Source organism: Arthrobacter arabinosi (assembly GCF_054511115.1).
In genome coordinates, this window is record NZ_JBTNDF010000001.1 from 96,662 (window position 1) to 119,635 (window position 22,974).

The 22,974-nt window shown below is 70.5% G+C and carries 22 protein-coding genes; 16 read left to right on the forward strand and 6 right to left on the reverse strand.

From position 1 onward, the window contains the following. Nucleotides 1-17: 17 nt before the first annotated feature. Nucleotides 18-1,226, reverse strand: coding sequence for an N-acetylglucosamine-6-phosphate deacetylase (locus ACX80P_RS00490; protein ID WP_459276074.1), 1,209 nt, complete (start codon nt 1,224-1,226; stop codon nt 18-20). A gap of 32 nt (nt 1,227-1,258) precedes the next feature. Then, nucleotides 1,259-1,954 (reverse strand): endonuclease NucS, encoded by a 696-nt coding sequence (gene nucS / locus ACX80P_RS00495; protein ID WP_459276075.1) that lies wholly within the window; start codon nt 1,952-1,954, stop codon nt 1,259-1,261. A gap of 103 nt (nt 1,955-2,057) precedes the next feature. Between nucS and ACX80P_RS00500 the strand changes: the two genes are divergently transcribed. After that, a complete protein-coding gene (locus ACX80P_RS00500) occupies nt 2,058-2,381 on the forward strand; it encodes an Rv1322 family protein (protein WP_459276076.1) in 324 nt (107 codons plus the stop codon). Between the two features lie 73 nt (nt 2,382-2,454). Beyond that, entirely contained in the window at nt 2,455-3,267 is an 813-nt protein-coding gene (locus ACX80P_RS00505) for an alpha/beta hydrolase (RefSeq protein WP_459276077.1), read from the forward strand. Nucleotides 3,268-3,295: 28 nt separating this feature from the next. Here ACX80P_RS00505 and ACX80P_RS00510 read toward each other — a convergent pair whose 3' ends face one another. Next, nucleotides 3,296-4,633 carry an AI-2E family transporter gene (locus ACX80P_RS00510; RefSeq protein ID WP_459276078.1) on the reverse strand — a complete coding sequence of 446 codons (1,338 nt, stop codon included), beginning with the start codon at nt 4,631-4,633 and terminating at the stop codon, nt 3,296-3,298. A 295-nt stretch (nt 4,634-4,928) separates the two neighbouring features. Between ACX80P_RS00510 and ACX80P_RS00515 the strand changes: the two genes are divergently transcribed. The 7 genes from ACX80P_RS00515 to ACX80P_RS00545 all read left to right on the forward strand — a co-directional run bounded on the left by ACX80P_RS00515 (nt 4,929) and on the right by ACX80P_RS00545 (nt 13,127). Beyond that, a complete protein-coding gene (locus ACX80P_RS00515) occupies nt 4,929-6,686 on the forward strand; it encodes a DUF8094 domain-containing protein (protein WP_459276079.1) in 1,758 nt (585 codons plus the stop codon). A gap of 47 nt (nt 6,687-6,733) precedes the next feature. After that, nucleotides 6,734-7,690: a tetratricopeptide repeat protein gene (locus ACX80P_RS00520; RefSeq protein ID WP_459276080.1), complete on the forward strand. Its 957-nt coding sequence runs from the start codon at nt 6,734-6,736 to the stop codon at nt 7,688-7,690. A gap of 30 nt (nt 7,691-7,720) precedes the next feature. After that, a complete protein-coding gene (locus tag ACX80P_RS00525; protein ID WP_459276081.1) occupies nt 7,721-8,833 on the forward strand; it encodes an NADH:flavin oxidoreductase/NADH oxidase in 1,113 nt (370 codons plus the stop codon). Between the two features lie 76 nt (nt 8,834-8,909). Further along, the gene (locus ACX80P_RS00530; protein ID WP_459276082.1) at nt 8,910-9,713 is read left to right on the forward strand and encodes an ABC transporter ATP-binding protein; all 804 of its coding nucleotides are present in this window, start codon (nt 8,910-8,912) and stop codon (nt 9,711-9,713) included. Next, nucleotides 9,695-11,260, forward strand: a complete 1,566-nt coding sequence (locus ACX80P_RS00535; protein ID WP_459276083.1) for a transporter — start codon at nt 9,695-9,697, stop codon at nt 11,258-11,260. Before ACX80P_RS00530 ends, ACX80P_RS00535 begins: the two co-directional genes overlap by 19 nt. A gap of 302 nt (nt 11,261-11,562) precedes the next feature. Beyond that, nucleotides 11,563-12,162, forward strand: coding sequence for a DUF6318 family protein (locus tag ACX80P_RS00540; protein ID WP_459276084.1), 600 nt, complete (start codon nt 11,563-11,565; stop codon nt 12,160-12,162). A 185-nt stretch (nt 12,163-12,347) separates the two neighbouring features. Beyond that, a complete protein-coding gene (locus ACX80P_RS00545; protein ID WP_459276085.1) occupies nt 12,348-13,127 on the forward strand; it encodes a PKD domain-containing protein in 780 nt (259 codons plus the stop codon). 35 nt (nt 13,128-13,162) lie between these two features. Here the strand turns inward: ACX80P_RS00545 and ACX80P_RS00550 are convergent, their stop codons facing one another. Further along, on the reverse strand, nt 13,163-14,410 hold the full coding sequence (locus tag ACX80P_RS00550) for an HNH endonuclease (protein WP_459276086.1): 1,248 nt from the start codon (nt 14,408-14,410) through the stop codon (nt 13,163-13,165). Between the two features lie 159 nt (nt 14,411-14,569). Here ACX80P_RS00550 and ACX80P_RS00555 point away from each other — a divergent pair, with 159 nt between their 5' ends. The 3 genes from ACX80P_RS00555 (at nt 14,570) to ACX80P_RS00565 (ending at nt 18,156) form a co-directional block, all read left to right on the forward strand. After that, a complete protein-coding gene (locus ACX80P_RS00555) occupies nt 14,570-14,869 on the forward strand; it encodes a DUF3039 domain-containing protein (protein WP_459276087.1) in 300 nt (99 codons plus the stop codon). Nucleotides 14,870-14,935: 66 nt separating this feature from the next. Further along, nucleotides 14,936-16,384: an MFS transporter gene (locus tag ACX80P_RS00560; RefSeq protein WP_459276088.1), complete on the forward strand. Its 1,449-nt coding sequence runs from the start codon at nt 14,936-14,938 to the stop codon at nt 16,382-16,384. Further along, nucleotides 16,381-18,156, forward strand: coding sequence for a DEAD/DEAH box helicase (locus ACX80P_RS00565; protein WP_459276089.1), 1,776 nt, complete (start codon nt 16,381-16,383; stop codon nt 18,154-18,156). Before ACX80P_RS00560 ends, ACX80P_RS00565 begins: the two co-directional genes overlap by 4 nt. Nucleotides 18,157-18,178: 22 nt before the next feature. On the opposite strand, the gene ACX80P_RS00570 is transcribed toward ACX80P_RS00565, so the two are convergent. Both ACX80P_RS00570 and ACX80P_RS00575 read right to left on the reverse strand, forming a co-directional pair. Beyond that, on the reverse strand, nt 18,179-18,805 hold the full coding sequence (locus ACX80P_RS00570) for an isochorismatase family protein (RefSeq protein WP_459276090.1): 627 nt from the start codon (nt 18,803-18,805) through the stop codon (nt 18,179-18,181). Next, nucleotides 18,802-20,118 carry a nicotinate phosphoribosyltransferase gene (locus ACX80P_RS00575; RefSeq protein WP_459276767.1) on the reverse strand — a complete coding sequence of 439 codons (1,317 nt, stop codon included), beginning with the start codon at nt 20,116-20,118 and terminating at the stop codon, nt 18,802-18,804. The genes ACX80P_RS00570 and ACX80P_RS00575 overlap by 4 nt, the downstream gene beginning before the upstream one ends. A gap of 134 nt (nt 20,119-20,252) precedes the next feature. On the opposite strand from ACX80P_RS00575, the gene clpS reads away from it, so the two are divergent. The 4 genes from clpS to ACX80P_RS00595 all read left to right on the forward strand — a co-directional run bounded on the left by clpS (nt 20,253) and on the right by ACX80P_RS00595 (nt 22,961). Continuing rightward, nucleotides 20,253-20,561, forward strand: a complete 309-nt coding sequence (clpS, locus tag ACX80P_RS00580; protein WP_459276091.1) for an ATP-dependent Clp protease adapter ClpS — start codon at nt 20,253-20,255, stop codon at nt 20,559-20,561. A 9-nt stretch (nt 20,562-20,570) separates the two neighbouring features. Beyond that, nucleotides 20,571-21,146, forward strand: coding sequence for a DUF2017 domain-containing protein (locus ACX80P_RS00585; RefSeq protein WP_459276092.1), 576 nt, complete (start codon nt 20,571-20,573; stop codon nt 21,144-21,146). Nucleotides 21,147-21,255: 109 nt separating this feature from the next. Further along, nucleotides 21,256-22,167 (forward strand): glutamate racemase, encoded by a 912-nt coding sequence (murI, locus tag ACX80P_RS00590; RefSeq protein WP_459276093.1) that lies wholly within the window; start codon nt 21,256-21,258, stop codon nt 22,165-22,167. Further along, on the forward strand, nt 22,164-22,961 hold the full coding sequence (locus ACX80P_RS00595; RefSeq protein WP_459276094.1) for an MBL fold metallo-hydrolase: 798 nt from the start codon (nt 22,164-22,166) through the stop codon (nt 22,959-22,961). The genes murI and ACX80P_RS00595 overlap by 4 nt, the downstream gene beginning before the upstream one ends. Nucleotides 22,962-22,974 lie beyond the last annotated feature (13 nt).

A 22,974-nucleotide genomic window follows, 5' to 3' on the forward strand; every position in this document is an offset into this window, starting at 1 on the left:
ACCCTGCCCGCGCGGACTCACTCCTCGATCGGCCTGATCCACACCCCGTTGCGCAGCACGCCCTTGAGCCGGAGGTCGGGTGACACCACGATGGCGTCGGCGCGCAATCCGCCGTGCAGGCTGCCCACCTCGTCGGAGAGTCCGAGCACGGCCGCCGGGACGGTGGTGGCCGCCCGCACGGCGTCGACGACGTCGACCCCTGCCCCGACGGTGCACCGGACGACGTCCAGCAGGCTGCCGGCCCCACCGGCCAGGGCTCCCGTGGCCGTGAGGACGGCCGCGCCGTCGACGACGGTGATGGCGTTGCAGCCCAGGCGGAAGGTACCGGACGCGCGCCCGGCCGCCGCAGTGGAGTCGCTCACCAGGCAGATGTTCTCGGAGCCGGCGATCGTGAAGGCCATGCGCACCGTCTCCGGGTGGAGGTGCACGTCGTCCGCGACGAGTTCGACGGCGATCTCGCCGGCGCGCGCCCGCTGCAGCAGCAGGGGGACCGGGCCGGGTGTGCGGTGGTGGATCACGGGCATCGCGTTGAACAGGTGCGTCGCCGTCGGGCGTCCGCTGAAGCCCTCGAAGCCGGTCGAGGCCAGTTCCTCGGCGATGAGGTCCAGCGCGTCCGAGGTCTCCTCCGTGGAGCTGTTCGTGTGCCCGATGGAGGGGATGACCCCGTGCGTGACGAGCTCGTAGACGAGGACGTCGCTGCCGGGCAGTTCGGGTGCGAACGTCATGGAGGCGAGATGCCCCCGGCCGGCGGTGACGAGGCGCGAGACGTCCTCCTGCGTGGGCAGGATCAGGAACTCGGGGTCGTGGGCGCCGCAGCGCTCCTTCGACAGGAACGGGCCCTCCGCATGGATGCCGGCGATCAGCCCGGAGTCCGCAGCAGCGGCGAGCCGGGTGAAGGCGTCCTCGAGCTCGGCCAGGGGCGCCGCGCACGTGCTCGCGAGGACCGTCGTGGACCCGCTGCGATGCAGGTGGGCCACGGCCAGGGCGATGTCGGCGTCCGAACCGGAGGTGAAGTCGCCTCCGCCCGCGCCGTGGCAGTGCAGGTCGATGAGTCCCGGGAGGATGAAGTAGCCCTCCGGCAGTTCTTCGACGGGTGTGCCGCCGCGCGACGTCCCGGCCTCGGTGATACGTGAGCCCTCCCACCGCAGGACGCCGTCGTCGATGATCCCCGCATCGGTCACCATGCGTCCGGACAGGGCAGCGGGCGTTCTGCTGGAGAGAGCCATGGTCCGAGTGTAGGGGCCCGGGGTCGGCGTCCCTAGAAGAGGCGGGACGCGCTGTCGTCGACTCCGCGCATGGCGTCGTAGTCCAGCGTGAGGCAGTCGATGCCGCGGTCCGCGGCCAGGACCCGCGCCTGCGGCTTGATCTGCTGGGCGGCGAACACCCCGCGCACGGGGGACATGAGCGGATCGCGGTTCAGCAGTTCGAGGTAGCGGGTGAGCTGCTCGACGCCGTCGATGTCGCCGCGGCGCTTCAGCTCGATCGCCACCGTGCGGCCCAGGGCGTCGCGGGCGAGGATGTCCACGGGACCGATGGCCGTCATGTACTCGCGCCGGATCAGGGTGGACCCGGCACCGAGCAGTTCGATCTGCTCGGCGAGGAGGCGCTGGAGATCGGCCTCCACGCCGTCCTTCACGAGGCCCGGGTCGACGCCGAGGTCATGGGAGGAGTCGTGCAGGTGCTCGCGGATGGCGATGACGAGCCGATCGTCGCTCTTGGCGTGCTGCACGGTCCACACCTCGGTGATGCCCTCCGCGCGGTCGGCGTCGTCGGGCGCGCTCACCCGCAGTGTCGCGGGCGGGCTCATCCAGTTGAGGGGCTTGTACGAACCGCCGTCGGAGTGCACGAGCACCGAGCCGTCCGACTTCACCATGAGGAGCCGGGTCGCGAGGGGGAGATGCGCCCGGAGGCGGCCGATGTAGTCGACGGAGCAGCGGGCTATGACAAGACGCACGGGTACGACTCTACCGGGCGCGGTACCTCCAGCAGGATTCGCAGTGCTCGACGGCGGGCGGACGGGCACGTCCATCCGCCCGGCCGGATGGCAGACTGGAACGGTGCCCCGATCCAACCGACCCAGCCGTCCCGGTGGTGGCGCGCGGAGCAAGTGGACCCCGCCGCCGGACCTGGACCTCGAGCGTGCCCGGGCCGGCATCCCCGCCCGGGAGAGCGCGCCCGACGGTGAATGGTCCGTGCGCCGCATCACGGAGCGGAACGCCGCCAAGACCTACACCTGCCCGGGCTGCAACTCGTTCATCCTGCCGGGCATCGCCCACCTCGTCGTCTGGCGGGAGGACTCGCTGTTCGGTCCCGAACGGGCTCTCGCAGAGCGACGCCACTGGCACGTGCGGTGCTGGCAGTCGCGCAGCTTCCGTTACTGAGCCGGTCCGTCGCCGACCGGCCCATCCGCGAGGACCGCGCCGCGGGCCGGCCCGGCCGACCTAGACTGGGGGCATGGCGAGCGACACCACCGACTACACCTTCACGACGAGCGACGAGCCGGTCGATATCCGTGCATCCACCGTCCTCCCGGCCGATCGGCAGGACATCGAGCTCCACACCGCCGACGGGCTGACGCTGGTGGGGGAGTTCGCCGCTCCGGCCGGCGGGCGCACCCCGAAGGCAACCCTCGTGACGCTCCACCCGCTGCCCACGCACGGCGGCTTCATGGACTCGCACGTGTACAGGAAGGCGTCCTTCCGCCTGCCTGCCCTCGCGGACATCGCCGTCCTCCGCTTCAACACGCGCGGCACGTGCTCGCCGCGCGGGTGCAGCGACGGCGCGTTCGATGGCGGCGACGCCGAACGCCTGGACCTGCAGGCGGCCGTCGACTGGGTCGTCGCAAAGGGCCTGCACCATATCTGGCTCGTGGGCTGGTCCTTCGGCACCGAGCTGTGCCTGAAGTACGGCGCAGAGGACCCCGTCGCGGAGCTCGTCGAGGGGGCCATCCTGCTGTCGCCGCCGCTGCACCGCGCGGACGACGCCGATCTCGACGCGTGGGCGGCCAGCGGACTGCCCCTGAGGGTGCTGGTGCCGGAGTTCGACGACTACCTGGTGCCCGATGCCGCTGCCACGCGGTTCTCCCGCGTGCCGCAGGCCGACGTCACGGGGATCGACGGGGCGAAGCACCTCTGGGTGGGGGAGAAGTACGCGGCGCGCGCCCTCAACGAGATCGTGGGCGTCGTGAGCCCCGACGTGGAGCTCCCGCTCCCGACGCAGTGGACGGGCCCGGCCGCCGTCGCACCGTCCGCCCTGGCGACCCGCTGACCGCACGTCACCGGAGCCGTCCGCCGGGCTAGTGGCGGTCCTGGCGGGCGATGAAGACCTCCTTGAGCAGCAGCATCACGGCGGCCGCCGTCGGGATGGCGATGAGCGCACCGAGGACGCCGAGGAGGCTGCCACCGGCGATCACCGCGATCACCGCGACCGAGCCGGGCACCGCGACGGCGCGCTGCATGACCCGCGGGGAGATGAAGTACGCCTCGAACTGCAGGTAGGCCACGTACGGGACCGCGAACAGCAGGGCCGTGTGCCAGCCCACCGTGAGGGCGACCAGGGAGACGACGGCGGCCGCGATCGTCCCGCCGATCAGCGGGATGAAGGCGAGGAGCATGACGACGAACGTCAGCAGCACGGAGAACGGCACGTCGACGATCGTCATCACGATGAACGCGAAGGTGCCGTTGAGCAGCGCGACACACGCCTGTCCGATGACGTAGAGGCCGACACTGCGCGTGATCTCCTCGGAGAGCGCCTCGACGCGGGGCCTGCGCGAGCGGGGAGCCAGCCGGTACGCCCACTTCTTCATGCCCGGCATGGATGCGAGGAAGTAGAGGGCGAGGACCAGGATCACCAGCGCGCCGAACAGTCCGTTGACGATCACCGTGCCGACCCCGAGGACACCGCCGAAGATCCCTCCGACGGCCTCGCTGTTCGTGAGGAACTTGTCGATCTCGGAGCTGACGCGCTCACGGACCTGGAACTGCTGGTCCACGCTCGTGAAGAACTCGGAGTTGAGGAAGCTGTCCGCGTAGCCGGGCGCGCGGTCGATGATCTGTGAGGTCTGGCTGACGATGGTCGGGATGAGCAGCGCGAAGAATCCCACCACGGCTCCCACGAGGATCAGGAGGGAGACCGCGATGCCGGCGGGCCTCGGGACGTACTTCGTCTCCAGCCAGCGGACGATCGGGTCCAGGCCGAGCGCGATGAAGAGGGCCGCCCCGATCCAGACGAGGAGCTGGCCGACGTTGGTGATGATGAAGAAGGCGAGCAGCGCGAGCCCGACGCCGACGCTCATCATGAAGCCGAAGTGGATGGGGTGCGAGCGCATGCTCGGGGAGTCGTTGCCGCCGAACTTCAGGCGCTCGTCCGTCAGCGAGACCTCATGGTCCACCACGACCTCGACCGGCTCCACGTCCGGCGGGAATTCGAAGCGCGGGCGGGGCTGGGCGGCCGGCAACGAGCGTCGGGCGAGGGTGAAGAGGGAACGCAGTGCCGACAGCGGCCCCGCGGCCCGGCCCGCGACGGGTTGTCCGACCGGCTGCGCCTGATCGTGGGAATGCCCTGCTCCGTTGCCGTTCGAGACCGGCCGTGGGAGCGGCTGGTCGAGCGGGACGTCCTGGGGGTCTGTCAACGAAGAGCTCTGCTTTCACGTGAACGGCGTCCCGACCGCGGGAGGTCGGACTAGCGAAACCCTAACAGTCGGGCCGTGGTGCGCCGGGTTCTTGACGAACGGCGGCCGGGGTGTGCCCTGCCGGCTGGAGCCGGAGCGGGCCGACGATTGTCGTTACCATTGGAGAACTATTCCTGCGTCGGCCCTCACCGGCATGCGCCGCCGCGCCGGACCGTCGGAGCGGGATCACAGCGGAATGAGAGCGGAAGGGGCCACGTGGTCCGCCGTCACGGACAACGATAGGCAGCCAGTGCGCGTGAAGACAGCAGTACCGATCATCGTGGCAGGACTCCTGCTGATGCTCCTCGGCATCGGCCAGCGGACCGTCTGGGCTCCCGCCGAGACCGTCACCGCAGGCGTCGCCCAGGACGCCCAGGCCGGACCCGTCACGGTGGTCGAGCCCGGCGCGCGGGGGGATGCCGGCGGCCCGGTCGAGGTGACGGTCGAGGCCGACGGCCCCTTCACCCTCGCTGTCGGGCGTGCGTCCGACGTCGAGGCCTGGGTGGGTGACGCCGCGCACCTGAGCGTCACGGGCCTCGGCGAGGAGACCCTGGACTCCGCCTTCTCGGAGGGCGAGGACTCGGTGCCCGACCCGCGGGGCAGCGACCTGTGGATCGCGGAGGAACCCGGCGACGGATCCCTGACCTACCGGTGGAGCGAGCCCACCGAGGGTGACTGGTCCATCCTGCTCGCGGCCGACGGCGAAGCGCCCGCCCCCACCCGTGTGTCCGTCACCACGCCCAACGACCAGTCCACCCCCTTCGCCCTGCCGCTCATCATCGGCGGCGCGCTCGTCGTCGCGCTCGGCATCGCACTGCTTCTGATCAGTCCCCGCCGTCCCGGCACCGGGCGCCGCCCCGAACCCGTCGAGGGGACGCGCGCCTACGCGCGACGGCACGCCCCGACCGGAGCGCAGGGCTCGACCGCTGCGCCCGGGACAGCGTCCCGCATCGCCGCGCCGGGCGCGGTCCTGCTCGTCGTGGGCCTCGTCGGCCTCGTGGGGTCGGCATCGGTCCTCGGCGCCGCCCCCGGACGGGCGGCGACGACGTCCCCGACGCCCACGCCGTCGTCCAGCGCCTCCTCACTTCCCGCGAAGGGCGCACCGTCCGCGGGCAGCGAGGCCAGCGGGCCGCCCGTCGTCCTCGACAGCCAGCTCGAACGCATCCTCGCCTCCGTCGCGTCCACGGTGGCCGACGCCGATGCCGCCTCCGACCCCACGCTCCTCGCGCCCCGCGCGGACGGTGCCGCACTGGACCTCCGCACGGGTGCCTACGCGGTGCGTGCCAAGGACACGAAGACCGAGGCGCCCGCGCCCGTCGCCGCGTCGCCGCTCCTGCTCGACATGGTCCCCACCGGGACCGTGTGGCCCCGGACGGTCGTCGCCCTGACCCAGGGCGCCGACAACCCGGTGCCGCAGGCACTCCTGCTGGTCCAGGAGACGCCGCGCGAGAACTACCGGCTGAGCTCTGCCGTGCAGATGCTGCCGGGCAGCACGTTCCCGTCGCCGCCGGCCCCGGGCGCCACCGGCCCCGTGCCGCTCGACGACGCCGGCTCCCTCGCCGCCGCACCGCAGGCCGCCGTCGCCTCCATCGCCGACTTCCTCACGAAGCCCTCCGGCGCGAACGCGGGGACGTTCGAGGAGAACTCCTTCGCCGAGGCGATCACCGGGTTCCAATCCGGCGTCGTCGCGGATCCGGGCAACAAGGCCGCGAAGATCACGTTCACCCACACGGCCCAGGAGGACCAGACGCAGGCACTCCTGACCGGCGACGGCGGGGGGATGGTCTTCGGCTACTTGACCCACACCTACTCCAGCGTGCCGAAGTCCCGCGGTGACACGATCGACCTCAAGGGCACCGTGTACCAGTCGCTGACCGGGAAAGCGGCGAGCGGGAAGGGCATCGACGTCAACTACGGCGAGGCCGTGATGATGTACGTACCGCCTGCGGCCAGCGAGGATAAGATCCGGGTGATCGGCGCCGCCCAGCAGCTGCTGTCGGCCACCCTCCGCTGACCCGCGGCCCCAGGCTTGACCAGTAGCAGTCACAGAAAGGCAGAGCATTGTCGACACCAGCACAGCGGGGCGGAACCCCGTCGCCGAGCATGAACCTGCGGGGAGCGGTGGACCTCTCTGCCCTCAAGGCACGCGCGGATGCGGCCGCGCGTCCCGCCGCGGCTCGCCAGCCCGCGGCGGGACCGAGCCCGTACATCGTCGAGGTGACGGAGCAGACGTTCCCGCAGCTCGTGCAGCTCTCGGCGCAGGTGCCCGTGGTCGTCAACCTCCGCGCCACCTACAGCGACCAGTCCACGCAGGTCACCGCCGTGCTCGAGGCCGCCGCCGTCGAGCTCGACGGGCGGATGCTGCTCGCCAACGTCGACCTCCAGGCGCAGCCGCAGATCGCGCAGGCCTTCCAGGCCCAGGGCGCGCCGACCGTCGTCGCCGTGGTGAAGGGCCAGCCCGTCCCCCTCTTCGAGGGCGTGCTTCCCGATCCCCAGATCCGCGCCTACCTCGACGAGCTGATGAAGGTCGCCGAGGCCAACGGTGTGACAGGGACGCTGAACGACGGTTCCCAGCCCGGCCCGGCCGGCGCGGAGGAACCGCCCCTGCCGCCCCTGCACCAGGAGGCGTTCGACGCCATCGAGCGCGGCGACTACGGCGCCGCAGCGGCCGCGTACCGCCGTGCGCTGGCCGAGCAGCCCGCCGACGCCGACGCGAAGGCCGGACTCGCGCAGGTGGAACTCATGGAGCGCGTCCAGGACCTCGACGCCGCCGAGGTCCGCCGCCGCGGGGCCGACGAGCCCGACGACGTGGAGGCCCAGCTGGCCGTCGCCGACCTCGACCTCACGGGCGGCCACGTCGAGGACGCGTTCAGCCGCATCATCGCCTTCATCGGGCGCACCGCCGGCGAGGACAGGGAGACCGCGCGCAAGCGCCTGCTGGAACTGTTCGACGTCGTCGGCACCACGGACCCGCGCGTCACCAAGGCACGCGGCGCGCTGGCCCGCGCCCTGTTCTAGGCGTTCCGCTCCCCACCCCTGAAGGACCCCATGACTCCCACAGCTGTCCCCTCCGGCGCGCCCGGCCTGTTCGACCCGATGACGCTCCGCTCCCTCGAACTGCCGCACCGCGGCTGGGTCGCGGCGATGTGCCAGTACTCCTGCGACCCCGTCGCGGCCCCCGGCGTGCCGACCGACTGGCACCTCGTGCATCTCGGGCAGTTCGCGCTCGGCGGGGCGGCCCTCATCATCACCGAGGCTGCGGCCATCAGCCACGAGGGCATGATCAGTCCTCGCGACGCCGGCATCTACACGCGGGAGCAGGCCGAGGCGTGGCGCCGGATCAACGACTTCATCCACGAGTACAGCGCCGTGGGCACGAAGACGGCGGTGCAGCTCGCCCATGCGGGCCGCAAGGCGTCGACGTACTGGCCGTTCAGCGGCAAGCGCGGCTCGGTCCCCGAGGCGGACGGCGGGTGGCAGACCCTCGGTCCCACCGAGGAGGCGTTCGGAGAGTACGCCGCACCGCGGGCGATGACCGAGGACGACATCCGGCAGGTCATCCGCGACTTCGGCGCCTCCGCCGCGCTCGCCGTCGAGGCCGGATTCGACACCCTGGAGATCCACGCCGCGCACGGGTACCTGCTGCACCAGTTCCTCTCGCCCCTGGTCAACACGCGGACCGACGGGTGGGGCGGCTCGGAGGAGGCCAGGTTCCGGCTCACGCTCGCGGTCGTCCGCGAGATCCGCCGGGTCATCCCGGAGGGCATGCCGCTCCTGCTGCGCATCTCGGCGTCGGACTGGACGGAGGGCGGGCTCGACGGCGACACCTCCGCGCGCCTCGCCAAGCGCGCCGCCGAGGAAGGCGTCGACTTCGTCGACGTGTCCTCGGGCGGAGCGGTCCCGGCCGCGACCATCCCGGTGGGGCCCGGCTACCAGGTGGTGCTCGCCGAGGAGGTGCGGTCCTCCGGTGTGCCGACCGGAGCCGTCGGCCTCATCAGCGACGTCCGGCAGGCGGAGGAGATCATCCGCGAAGAGCGGGCCGACGTCGTGCTCATCGCGCGTGCCGCCCTGCGCGACCCGCACTGGTGGATGCGCGCTGCCCACGAGCTGGGCCACGAGCTGGTGCCCGCCCCGCAGTACGAGCGCGCCGGGTCCTACTGACGGGTGCTTCCCTCCGTTCGGTTTTTCCTCCTTTCGGATGACGATCGGCGGAACGGCGCATTGCTAGCGTGATCCCATGAGTTCTCCCGCGCCGTCCGCCGACAGCCACCCCGCGGCGGAGGCCGGCAGTGCAGCCTTGAGCATCCGCGGCCTGGCCAAGCGCTTCGGCGACAAGATCGCCGTGAACGGCGTCAGTCTCGAGGTGCCGCAGGGCTCCTTCTACGGGCTGGTCGGGCCGAACGGTGCCGGCAAGACCACGACGCTCTCGATGGCCACGGGGCTGCTCCGCCCCGACTACGGGCAGGTGCTCGTCCACGGCGTCGACGTGTGGGCCCGGCCGCTCGAAGCCAAGAAGCTCATGGGGATCCTGCCCGACGGCGTCCGGCTGTTCGACCGGCTGACGGGTGAGCAACTCGTCACCTATGCCGGCCTGCTCCGGGGCATGGACCGTGAGACCGTCGCCGATCGGACCCGCGACCTGCTGCGGGCGTTCGACCTCGCGAACGACGCCGGCACGCTCGTGGTCGACTACTCCGCGGGCATGACGAAGAAGATCGCCCTCGCATCCGCCCTCATCCACGCACCCCGGCTGCTCGTCCTCGACGAGCCGTTCGAATCCGTCGACCCGGTCTCGGCGGCGAACATCCGCGACATCCTGGCCGGCTACGTGGAGTCCGGGGGCTCGGTCATCGTCTCCAGCCATGTCATGGACCTCGTGCAGCGCATGTGCGACCACGTCGCCGTCATCGCCGCCGGCACCGTGCTCGCCGCGGGGACGGTCGACGAGGTCCGCGGGAACGCGACGTTGGAGGAGCGCTTCGTGGAGCTCGTCGGCGGACGCAGCACGTCGGAGGGCCTGTCGTGGTTGCGGACCTCCTGAGGCTGAAGCTCCTCCTCCTCCGCAATTCGTTCAGGCGGAGCACCGCGCAGCTCGTCGGCGTGATCCTCGGCGGCCTGTACGGGCTCGGCGTCCTCGGGACGGTCGTCGTCGGGCTCGTGCTCCTCGGCACAGCGGACCTCGAGCTCATCCGGACCATCCTCGTGATCGGTGGGTCCGCCGTCGTGCTCGGCTGGATCGTGATCCCGATCGCCGCGACCGGGATCGACATGACGCTCGACCCCGGCCGGTTCGTCACCTTCGCCATCCCGCACCGGCAACTCCTCGCGGGGCTCGTGCTCGGCGGCCTCGTCGGTATCCCCGGCGTCGTGACCCTCGTCGCCACCCTGGCGCAGGTGCTCACCTGGATCCGGTACCCAGCCGCTGCGCTGACCGCGCTGGTCTGCGGACTGGTGGCCGTCCTGCTGTGCGTGGTCGCGTCACGCCTCGCGACGACGGCGGTCTCCTCGATGACCGGCTCGCGCAGGTTCAAGGACATCAACGGCATCGTCGCCTTCATCCCGCTGATCTTCCTCGGGCCGATCATCGCGGCCGTGACGGCCGGATTCCAGAACTCTCCCGGCTTCGCCCCCTCGCTCGCCGACGTCCTCGCCTGGACGCCGCTGGGTGCGCTCTGGGCCGCTCCCGCCGACGTCGTCGCCGGCACCGCGGGCCTCGCGGTGCTCCGCTTCCTGATCGGCCTCGGGACGCTCGTGCTGTTCCTCGTGCTGTGGAGCCGCAGCCTCAGCCATGCCCTGGTCACCCCTCCGTACAACGCCGTGACCAAGCGTGCCGGAGGGAACCTCGGCTGGCTCGGACGCTTCCCCGCCACACCGGCGGGTGCTGTGGCAGCCCGGGCCCTGACCTACTGGCAGCGCGACCCCCGCTACTTCGCCAGCCTCGTGGCGATCCCGTTCATCGCGGTGGTGCTGTTCTTCTCGAGCGGTGGGGGGAGCGCCGCTCTCGCGTTCCTCGGTCCCATCACAGCGTTCATGCTGGCGTGGTCCATCTCGGCCGACATCTCCTACGACAACACGGCGTTCAGCCTGCACCTCTCGACCGGCGTCAGTGGACGTGACGACCGCCTCGGCCGGGCGCTCGCGCTGCTGGTGTTCGCCCTGCCGTCAACCCTGGTGTTCGGGGTCCTTCCGCTGCTGATCACGGGACGGGTCGAGGACCTGCCCGTGGTCCTCGGCCTCTCGGTCGGCCTCCTGCTCACCGGGACGGGCCTGTCCAGCGTCGTGTCCGCGCGGTACACGTACAACGTGCCGCTGCCCGGTGAGAGCGCCTTCAAGACCCCGCCCGGGACGAACTTCATCATGTTCGCCGTGCAGATCATCGGCTGGCTGGTCATGCTCCTGCTGGTCCTGCCCGAGATCGCCCTGACGATCGCCTACTTCGCGACCGGGAACGCGCTCTTCGGCTGGCTGACCCTGCTGGTCGGGGTGATCCTCGGAGCAGTGCTCCTGGTCGTCGGCATCAGGGTGGGCGGCCGCTGGTACGACCGCAGGGCACCCGAACTCCTCCTGGCGGTCTCGGCGAACCGCTGAGCATGTGGCTGCCTGCCGGCTGGCTTCTGAGCCGGCGGTCCTCTCGCCGCTGCCATGCGGAGCTTAGGCCCAACGGATCGGCCTGACAAGAGTGGCCCGACTCGCGTAGTCGGGGTGCACAATTCGCCTGTGCACAACCTTCAGGACGCTCAATGCTTCGGGCTATGCTGAGGCCCATTCCGGCAGGGTCGGCGAAGTGATGGGGGAGTGGCGTGTTTCCTGTGCGTGCAGAGGGCCATCGACCAGCGGCATCCATTCGTGGACGAGCAGCGCCCTTCCTTGCCGGGGCCGTCGCAGCGCTGGTGCTCCTGACCGGATGCCAGGGCGATGCGGACGCCTCACCCACCCCGGTCTCCGGACGGCCGTCGTCGTCGGCAGCGCCCACCACAGCCGAAGCGTCCACCCCACCGTCAGCCTCTGCCGCGCCTGGACCATCTCCGGCGTCATCGGCCGGTCCGGCCACCAACATCCCGGTGCCCGTGAAGCCGGCGCTGGCGGACGAGAACTCGGCCGAAGGGCTCGAGGCCTTCACGGAGTACTGGCTGGAACTGTTCTCCTACGGCTACGAGACGAATGACTGGGCCCCGTTCGAGGAAGTGACAGATCCCGGCTGTCGCACCTGCACTCAGACACAGCAGGTCGTACAAGATTTTTACGCGCGCGGTGGATGGATGAGCGGAGGCCGCTTCAAACTCCTTGATTTTGGAACTGAATTTCTTACTAATACCTCCGGATCAATTCAAAGCATGGTTAATTATCAGCAGAATGATTTGACTTACTTCGAATCTGACGGAAGCCAGTCGAGGGGCGAAGCTCCCGATGCATCCGTCAACGTAACATTCAGTGTCTACGAAGACGGCTCGTGGTTACTGCTCGACTTTGGAAAGCCTGAAGGTACCTGATGCGTCCTTCGCTAAGTATTGGATCTCTCCTATTGTTGATATTGACTGCCACGGTACCGGTACCTCCCGCATCTGCGCAGAACGGAGCGCCGGGTGCTTTTGTTGATGACAATGAATTCGGGGCTGTGAACTCCGGCACATACCAGCGGCCAGCAATTCCACTTCGTAAGGGCGGAAAAACCGAGGTGCTTCCGGCACAACCTGCCGCTCTTCCCGTCGAGGACGGCATCGACTACACCTATGTCCGGGCCTGCACCGCCGGCGCCGGCAGCGCTTTGAACCCGGCGACCTGCCCTCGCATCGACGCCCAGTGCGATACCCAGGAGGACGGGACCCTCGTCAACTGGATCGAGGTGAACAACAACGTCCAGCCGCCGACGCGCACACCGACCGGCAGGTCCTCGTGCATGTACCCCGGTGAGCCGCCCGCGCCGCCGGTCGCCGGCGCAGAGGCTCCCGAGGAGGCGCCGATCGTCATCACCCTCGAGGAGTTCCAGAAGCAGCCCGTCCTCGCAGCGACCATCGTGTCGCAGCCGTCGAACTTCGGCCTCAGGAACGCGCACTCGAACATCTACGCGCAAGCTCAGGAGCAGGAGTTCACCTTCGAGTTCCGGGACGCCTCGATCGTGCTGAAAGCCCGCCCGGTGTCCTTCCAGTGGAACTACGGGGACGGGACGAGTGCGACGACAACCACTCCGGGGGGCCCGGTGGACGGGCCCGCCTTCGATACTGAGACGGCGACGAGTCATCAGTACGCCCGGACCGGCGAATTCCAACTGACGCTGACCACGTTCTTCGCCGGGGACTACTCGGTGGACGGCGGCCCTTTCCAGCCCGTCGCCGGTGAGGCTGCGGTCGCCTCGGAGCCCCACCTGATGAGCATCTGGCGCACGAAAGGTCACAACGTGAGCGAGAACTGCATCGAGAACCCCCGGGGAATCGGCTGCGAGCCGCCCACGCGCTAGTCGGCCGCGAGTGCCGGCCTCGCCGGCACGGCGCATCAGAAGGGTGGAGGCTCCGGGTCGCAGGCGTAGGAACGCCCTGCGGGAGACGTGGCGACCAGCGTCCCTGGAGTGGGCTGGTCGTAGTGCCACAGGCCTTCGCTCTTGAGCATGTGGTGCTTGCGGCAGAGGTGGGCCAGGTTGTCGTGATCCGTGGGCCCGCCGCGAGCCCAGGGAGTGGTGTGGTCGAGTTCGCACCGGGCGGCGGGGATGCTGCAGCCGGGGTGTCGGCAGGTGCGGTCGCGGACCCTCAACCACTTCTTGAGGTCGGCGGGGACGGCATAGGTATCACGTCCCACACTGAGGACGGCCCCGGTCTCCGGGTGGGTGAGGAGTCGCGTGAACGAGGGGGCGTGCGCGGCGAGCCGACGGGCGATGTCCGAGGGGATGGGCCCGTAGCCCTCGAGATCCGCGGGCGCGTCGTCGACACCGAGCAGGGTCAGGACCGGGACCGTCACGTTGATGTGCGCCCGGATGCGGTAAGCGTGTCCCGCCGCCGAGTGGTCGTCGGGTTCGTGGGCACAGCCCGAGCGCGCCGGACCGTCGAGGAGGAGATCGGTGAGGACGTCCGTGCGCAGCTGTGGCAGGGTCCGGGATTCGGCCGGGATCTGGAGGGCACGGGACGTCTGCGTCAGTCTGGCGTCGATCGCGGCGGCATCGGTGGCGGGCAGATGGACGTGGAGCCAGGCCATGGCATCGTCGGCCGCTTCGACGTCGACGCGGCGCCCCTGGACCGCCGTGCGGGCACGCTTCTCCAGGGCCTCGGGGTGGAGCTCGGTGCGCAGGCGGCGAGCCCGATAGCTCAGTCGGGGAACGGTGGTGTCCGCCGCGATGGGCAGGAGCGCGTCCTCGAGGCGGGCGGCGACATGGTGGGGGAGGCCGGTGCATTCGTGCAGGAGGGTCGTGGCATGTGACCAGGAGATCGTGCCGTCGCGGAGGGCAGTGAGGGTCCGGGGATGATAGTTGACCAGTAACGCCGAGTACTGGACGAGGCGGTGCGCGCTCCGTTCCGAGATGCGCAGCAGGCACGCGATCTCCGTGGCCGTCGTGGTGTCAGCCAGATTGGTGCGGTGGGGGCCGGGCCGGCCCGGCCAGAAATGATCCATCATCCGGGTCTCGAGGACTTTCCTCAATTCCTCGGTGCTCGCGGCGAGCTCGGCGTCGATCCGGGCCTTCTCGGCGCTCAGGGAAGTGATCCGATCGGATATCCGATCGAGTTCCATCGCATGTTCGGCCGACGTCCTCATGAATGTATTCTCCCGCCTGCCACCGACATTATGAGATCGCCGTCGCGGTCTCGAACAGTGAATTGTCGAATCCCGTGGACTGGGTCCGGGAAAGAATGCAGGCAGGATTTCCGCCCCAGGGCCCCCAGGCCCCGGAGGCCCTGACGATAGACTGGGGCCATGACTATGCCTGCTGATCCCTTTGCAAACGATCCCCTCGATCCCGGCACCGGCGGCTCGACGGCGACCATGGAACGAGAAGAGGTCCGCCAGGAGGTGGAGCCCGGCGACGCCGAGCGCTTCGCGCACTACGTGCGCAAGGAGAAGATCATGGAGTCCGCCTTCACCGGCGAGCCCGTGATCGCCCTCTGCGGCAAGGTGTGGACCCCCGGACGCGACCCCGAGAAGTTCCCCGTCTGCCCGGAATGCAAGGAGATCTACAACGGTCTCCGCCCCGGCAACGACAAGCCGAAGGACTGACCGCACCCGCCCGGTCTGCACGCAGAACCGGCGGCGGACCGCGCCCCGACCCGAACCCAAGGTGACATGAGCAAGACTGCGGACACATCCACCGGCGGCGCGATGTCGCCCCAGCTGCGCCCCCTGACCATCGGCATCCTGGCGATCATCACCTGCGCCGCCTTCGAAGCGATGGCCGTGGTGACCGCCATGCCGTCGGTGGCCCGCGAGCTCTCGGGGGAGTCGAGCTACGGCCTGGCCTTCTCGATGTACCTGACCGCGTCCCTGCTGGGCACCGTCGTCGCCGGCTCGTGGTGCGACCGCAGAGGGCCCCGACCTGCCCTCGCCGTCGGACTGGGTCTCATGGTCCTCGGACTGCTCGCGGCGGGTGCCGCACCCGAGTTCTGGCTCGTGACGGTGGGCCGCGCCATCTCGGGGCTGGGCGGCGGATTCATGATCGTCGCGGTCTACGTGGTGATCGGGCGATCGTTCCCCGAGAAGGCACGGCCGGTGGTCTTCGGGTGGCTGGCGGCCGCCTGGGTCCTGCCCGCGCTGATCGGCCCGGTGGTGGCGGGATTCGTGACCGAGCACCTCGGCTGGCGCTGGGTGTTCCTCGGCGTCGTGCCGATCGTGCTCGCAGCAGTCATCATCGTCTGGCCGAAGACGAGGGACCTGGGGCCGGTCGAGGCGCCCGACGCCGGATCGGCGAGGGCCCGCACCCTTCGCGGCCTCGCGCTGGCCTCCGGTGTCCTTGCCGCGCAGTGGTCCATCGTCCATCTCGCCGACACCGAGGACCCCAGCCGGGCCACGGTCGCCGCGCTGATGAGCCTCGCAGCGGGCGGCGTCGTCATCGCCCTCCTCGTGCTCCCGGCGCTGCTGCCGAAGGGCACCCTGGTCCTCGGACGCGGACTGCCGAGCATCATCGCCACCCGCGGGTTCGTCAACGTCGCGTTCTTCGGGACCGAGGCCTTCATCCCGCTCATGCTCGTCAGCTCCCGCGAGATCAGCCCGGGGACGGCCGGCCTGACGCTGAGTGCCGGGGCACTCGGCTGGAGCGCGGGGTCCTTCGTGCAGGCGCGCGTGACGTTCGGCCGCCAATGGCTCCTGGTCGCCGGCTCCTCCATCCTGTCGCTGGCCCTCGGCGGTTTCGCCCTGGCCACCGCGGTCGAGGCCCCGCTCTGGGTGCTTGCCGTGGTGTGGTGCCTCTCGGGCTTCGCCATGGGCATGACGCTCTCCAGCACCTCCGTCCTGGTGCTGAAGCTCTCGGCGCGGAACGAGCAGGGGCGCAACTCGGCTGCCCTGCAGATCTCCGACCAGCTGGGCGGGGTGGTCGGGACGGCGGGCGCGGGTGCCCTGTTCGCCCTCCTGCACGACGACGCCGATCCGGGCCACGTCCCGACCTTCGTTGCGATCTGGCTGGCTCTCTGGGTGTTCACGGCAGCAGGTATAGTTTCGGGTCTGAGAGGGGCCCGGTCACCCGGTGACGGCCCCGGTCTCGCCCCCAGCAAGTCAATGGAAGGTACTGTCCCGGCGTGAGTAGTGACACCCTGTTCGGTGCCGGCGCAGCCCTGCCCCCCGCATACCCGGAACGCGCCGCCTGGGGGACCGCTCCCAAGCTGCGTCAGTGGCAGAGCGAAGCGCTGGCGAAGTATTTCCAGGATTCCCCGAGCGATTTCCTCGCCGTCGCCACGCCCGGCGCCGGCAAGACGACCTTCGCACTCCGCGTCGCGACCGAGCTCGTCGAGCGGGGCATCGTCAACCGGGTCACCGTCGTCGCCCCCACCGATCACCTGAAGCGCCAGTGGGCCGACGCCGCGGCGCGGGTCGGCCTCGCGATCGACCCCAACTTCAAGAACGCCGACGGCCGCCACGGCGGGGCCTTCATCGGCGTCGCCGTGACCTACGCGCAGGTCGCGAGCAAGCCGATGCTGCATCGCGCCAAGACGGAGGCAGCCCGGACCCTCGTCATCCTCGACGAGATCCACCACGGCGGCGACGCCCTCTCCTGGGGCGACGGCATCCGCGAGGCGTTCGAGCCCGCCACCCGGCGCCTCGCCCTCACCGGGACCCCTTTCCGCTCGGACACCGCGGCCATCCCGTTCGTCGAATACGTGGAGGACCGCGACGGCATCCGCCGCTCCCGCGCCGACTACACGTACGGCTACGGGCAGGCCCTCAAGGACCACGTGGTCCGGCCCGTCATGTTCATGGCCTACTCGGGCCAGATGCGCTGGCGCACGAGCGCGGGCGAGGAGATGGCCGCGTCCCTCGGCGAGGCAGCGGTCACGAAGGACATCACCGCCCAGGCCTGGCGGACCGCCCTGAACCCCGCGGGCGAATGGATCCCCGCCGTCCTCGCCGCCGCCGACAAGCGGCTCACCGAGGTGCGGCGCACCGTGCACGACGCCGGTGGGCTCGTGATCGCGACGGACCACGACGACGCCCGTGCCTACGCCGGGCAGCTCAAGCGGATCACGGGGGAGTCCCCGACCGTCATCCTCTCCGACGACGCCAAGGCGTCCTCGAAGATCGAGGCGTTCTCCGAGGGCGACAAGCGCTGGATGGTGGCGGTCCGCATGGTGTCCGAAGGCGTGGACGTGCCGCGTCTCGCGGTCGGCGTCTACGCGACGTCCACGGCGACACCGTTGTTCTTCGCCCAGGCCGTGGGCCGGTACGTCCGGGCCCGACGGCGCGGGGAGACGGCGTCGATCTTCCTGCCCTCGGTCCCGAACCTCATGGCGCTGGCCAACCAGCTGGAACTCGAACGCGACCACGCCCTCGACCGGCCCGAGAAGGACGACGAGGGGTTCGGCCTCGAGGACGCCCTCATGGAGGCGGCGAACCGTGAGGAGAAGGCGTCGGACTCCCTCACGAAGCAGAAGTTCGAGGCGCTCGAGTCGCAGGCGTCCTTCGACCGCGTCCTCTTCGACGGCGGCGAGTTCGGTACCGGTGGCGAGATGGGCAGCGAGGACGAGCAGGATTTCCTCGGCATCCCCGGCCTGCTCGACGCCGACCAGGTGGGCCAGCTCCTGCGGCAGCGCCAGCAGGAGCAGCAGTCACGCCGGAAGTCCCGGCCCGTCGCGGCGGCCGCCGAGCCGCTCGTGGTGGATCACCGCCAGCTCACCGAACTGCGCGGGCAGCTCGCCAAGAACGTCTCGGCGTGGGCCGCCCGCACGGGAATGCCGCACGGCCAGGTCCACACCGAGCTGCGGCGCCAGTGCGGGGGACCGGCGGTGGCGCAGGCCAACGAGGACCAGCTCCAGCGCCGCCTGCAGAAGCTGCAGGACTGGTTCATCGGGAAGAAGTAGGCGGAACCCTTCCCCGGCCCGGCTACCGGACCAGCTCGGCGCCCGCAGCCTCCAGCTCGTCGAGCGCGGCCTCGGACCTGTCCTCGTGCACGCCCCGCGTCAGTTCGGCCAGCACGGTGACGGAGTACCCGGCCTGGAGCGCGTCCAGCGCCGTCGCCCGGACGCAGTAGTCGGTCGCCAGGCCGACGACGACGACGTCGTCCACGTCGTGGTCCCGCAGCCAGTCGTCCAGCGTCAGCGGGTCCTCATCGCCGCTGTCCACGGCCGCGCCGCCGAGCTTCTGGTCGCCGGTCGGCACCTCGTCGTCGGGTGCCTTGACGCCCTCGAACCCCGAGTACGCGGCCTCGAACTGGCCCTTCCGGAACACGGCGTCGATGCTCTCCGTGTCGAGGTCCGGGTGGAAGTCGGAGCCCCTGGTGTCCGCGACGCAGTGGACGGGCCAGGAATCGACGAAGTCGGGCGTCTCCGAGAAGTGGCTCCCCGGGTCGATGTGCCAGTCCTGCGTGGCGACGACGTAGTCGTACCGGGCGGCCTGCTCGTCGATGTGGTCGCTGATGTCGGCGGCGACCTGCGCGCCACCGTCCACGGCGAGCGAGCCGCCCTCACAGAAGTCGTTCTGGACGTCCACGATGATCAGTGCGCGCGTCATGATGCTGCCTCCTCGTAGTCGGTGGGGATGACGGGTTCGCCGCGCTGGAGCCGCCGGACGGCCCCCGGGAGTTCGGCGATGGAGAGCGTGTGCCGCTCGGCGGCACGGGTGACGGCCTGCGGTCCGGTCCAGCCGGGCAGGACGACGCCGTCACCGACGAACTGCTCGACGAGCGGTCGGTCGTTGCCGTCGTCGGCCGGGGTGATGCCGATGCCCACGATCTCGGCCTGCGCCCTGCCGTGCTCGTCGAGGCGGCGCAGTGCGCGCTTGTGCCCGCCGACCGAGGCCTTGTTCTTCGCCGCCTTCGCGACGGACACGAACGTGCCGCTGTCGTCCTGCCGGCTCACCAGTTTGTACACCATGCCCGCCGTCGGAGCCCCGGAGCCGGTGACGAGGGACGTGCCCACGCCGTAGGAGTCGACGGGCGCGGACGCGAGCAGCCCGATCGCGAACTCGTCGAGGTCGGAGGTGACGACGATCTTGGTGTTGTGGTTGCCGAGGTCGTCGAGGAGTTCGCGCACCCAGCGCGCCTGGGCCACGAGGTCGCCGGAATCCAGCCGCACCGCACCCAGCTCCGGACCCGCCACCTCGACGGCCGTGCGCACGCCCTGCTCGACGTCGTACGTGTCCACCAGGAGCGAGGTGCCGCGCCCGAGGGCGGCGACCTGCGCCTCGAAGGCCTCACGCTCGGAGTCGTGCAGGAGCGTGAAGGAGTGGGCGGCCGTGCCGACCGTGGGGACGCCGTACCGGCGGCCGGCCTCGAGGTTGGACGTGCTGGCGAAGCCGCCGATGATCGCCGCGCGGGCGGCGGCGACGGCGGCTTCCTCGTGGGTGCGGCGGGAGCCCATCTCGATGCAGGGGCGCCCGGCCGCGGCGCCCGTCATCCGCGAGGCCGCCGAGGCGATGGCGCTGTCGTGGTTCAGGATGGACAGGATGAGCGTCTCGAGGATGCAGGCCTCCGCGAACGTGGACTCCACCGTCAGGATGGGGGAGTTGGGGAAGTAGGCCTCGCCCTCCGCGTAGCCCGAGATGGACCCGGTGAACCGGAAGTCCGCCAGCCAGGCCAGGGTGGCGTCGTCGACGATCCGGTGGTCGCCGAGGAATCCGAGCTGGACGTCGTCGAACCGGAAGGTGGCCAGTTCCTCCAGCAGCCGCCCGGTGCCCGCCACGACGCCGTACCGGCGGCCGGCGGGGAGGCGCCGCGCGAAGACCTCGAACACCGAGCGGCGATGCGCCGCACCGGAGTGCAGCGACGCCTGCAGCATCGTGAGTTCGTACTGGTCGGTGAAGAGGGCACTGTTCTGTGCGGCCACCGCCGGCTGTGCGGGACCGGCAGCGGCCGGCGGGTTCGAGGTCAGGGCATCGGTCACCCTGAAAACGATAGCCGCGCGTCCGCCGAGAGAGTACCCGGCCACGCGGCGGGGTGAGCCGTCCTAGAATGACGATCATGACAGTAGGCTTTGCAACCGGTACCGACACCCAGGAGAAGGTGGGGACGGCCGAGAGGACCGACCTCGACCAGCCCTGGGTCGTGGTGGTGTGGAACGACCCCGTGAACCTCATGAGCTATGTGAGCTACGTCTTCCAGACCTACTTCGGCTACAGCGAGGCCAAGGCGCGCACGCTCATGCTCGAGGTGCACGAGCAGGGCCGTTCCGCCGTCGTCTCCGGCACCCGCGAGAAGGTGGAGCAGGACACCGTCGCCCTCCACTCCTACGGGCTGTGGGCCACCTTCGAAAAAGCCGGAAGCGAGTAAGCGGACCCCATGGCGAAACCCTTCAAATCCACGCGTCGGGGCATCACCGGAGCGTTGGAGCCCGGTGAGGCGCGCCTCCTGGGCGCCCTGCTCGACGACGTCGTCTCCATGCTCGAGCCCGAGACGGCGCCCAGCGAGGATCCGCTCGCAGCACTCATCGGCATGTCGGGCGCCGACGCCGACGCCACGGCCCCCGACGACTCCGCCGTCCGGCGCCTCCTCCCCGACGCGGTGCGGGGCGACGACGACGAAGCGCTCGCCTTCCGCCGCCTGACGGAGCGCTCCCTGCGGGAGCAGAAGATCGGCGCCCTGCGCAGCAGCGCCCTGCTCATCGAGTCCAGCCCCATGACGCTCACCGGCGAGCAGGCGCGGCTGCTCGCCCAGGCGCTCAACGACGTCCGGCTGGTGCTCGCCGACCGGCTCGCCATCGAGACGGAGGAGGACGCCGAACGGCTCCACGAGATCGCCGACTCGAAGGACGTCGACGACGTCGACTCGTACCTCGCCCTCGTCTACAACTTCATCACCTGGCTCCAGGAATCCCTCGTGCAGGCGATGCTGAAAGCGGCGAAGCTGGAGCGCTGACCCGCGGCACCTCCGAACCGGCAGCGTGCGGCCCCACCGGGGGCCTGTGACCAAACCCACGGATCGGCGAATAGTTTTCGACGGCGGCACATCCTATTGTCGAAGGATCATGAGCCCAGAGCGAGCGAACACGGACCGCAGCGAAGCGCCCATCGGTATCTTCGACTCCGGCGTCGGCGGACTGACGGTCGCCCGAGCGGTCATCGACCAGTTGCCCCACGAGTCCGTCATGTACGTCGGCGACACCGCGAACGGCCCCTACGGCCCCCTGCCGATCGCCCGCGTCCGGGCGCACGCGCTCGGCGTCATGGACGAGCTCGTCGACTCGGGCGTCAAGCTCCTCGTCATCGCCTGCAACTCGGCGTCGGCGGCTGTCCTCCGTGACGCCCGCGAGCGCTACACGGCGCGCTACGGCATCCCCGTCATCGAGGTCATCCAGCCCGCGGTGCGGCGCGCCGTCGCCGCGACCCGCTCGGGCCGGATCGGCGTCATCGGGACGGCGGCGACCGTCGGCTCGCGCGCCTACGACGACACCTTCGCGGCCGCCCCGCATCTCGAGGTCACCTCCGTGGCATGCCCCGCGTTCGTCGAGTTCGTGGAGGCCGGCGTCACCGGCGGCGAGGCCCTCCTGCGGACGGCCGAGGGGTACCTCCAGCCGCTCAAGGCCGCCGGTGTGGACACGCTCGTCCTCGGCTGCACCCACTACCCGCTGCTGACCGGCGTCATCTCCTATGTGATGGGCGACTCCGTCACCCTGGTCTCCAGCGCGGAGGAGACGGCCAAGGACGTCTACCGCGCCCTCGTCTCGCACGGGCTCGAGCGCGAGACCACGGCACCGGGGGAGCACCGCTTCCTCGCGACCGGCGACGCCGCCGGCTTCGAGGTCCTCGCCCGCCGCTTCCTGGGGCCCGAGGTGCTCAGCGTGCAGCACGTGGACCGCGTGGCCGCACAGTACCCCACGGGCAGCCTCGCGCGGATCACGCCCGAGATGATCGCGGCCGCGGGGTTCCCGCCGGCATGAAGCTCACCATCGTCGGGTGCAGCGGCTCCTTCCCCGGTCCCCAGTCCCCGGCCTCCTGCTACCTGCTCAGTGCGGAGTGGGGCGGCCGCTCCTGGCGGATCCTCCTCGATCTCGGCAACGGCTCGCTCGGTGCGCTGCAACGGCACATGGACCTGCGGGAGATCGACGCCGTCTTCCTCTCCCACCTGCACCCCGACCACTGCATGGACCTGTGCGGCCTGCACGTCGCCGTCCACTGGGATCCGTCCGGCTGGGGCCTGCCCCGCATCCCTGTCTGGGGGCCGGCTGCGACGGCGGACAGGATGGCGAGCGCCTACGGGCTCGAGCTCGACCCGGGCATGCACGAGGACTTCGACTTCCAGTCCTGGACCGACCGCGCGCCGGTGACCGTGGGCCCCTTCACGATCACCCCGTACCGTGTCCTCCATCCCATCGAGGAGGCGTACGCCCTCCGGGTGGAGGTCGCCGAGGCCGATGCCGAGGGCGTCGACCGCACCCGCGTGATCACCTACTCCGGTGACACGGACGCGTGCGACGGGCTCGTGGACGCCGCCCGCGACGCCGACATCTTCCTGTGCGAGGCGGCGTTCCACGAGGGCCGCGACGACGCCATCACCGGGGTGCACCTCACGGGGAAGCGGGCCGGCGACGTCGCCACCCGGGCGTCGGCCAAGCGACTGCTCCTGACCCACCTCCCGGTGTGGAACGATGCGAGCGTCGCCGTGAAGGAGGCCCGCGAGAGCTACGACGGGCACCTCGCCGTCGCCGTCGCCGGCGTCTCCTACACGGTCTGAGGCGCGGGTAGGA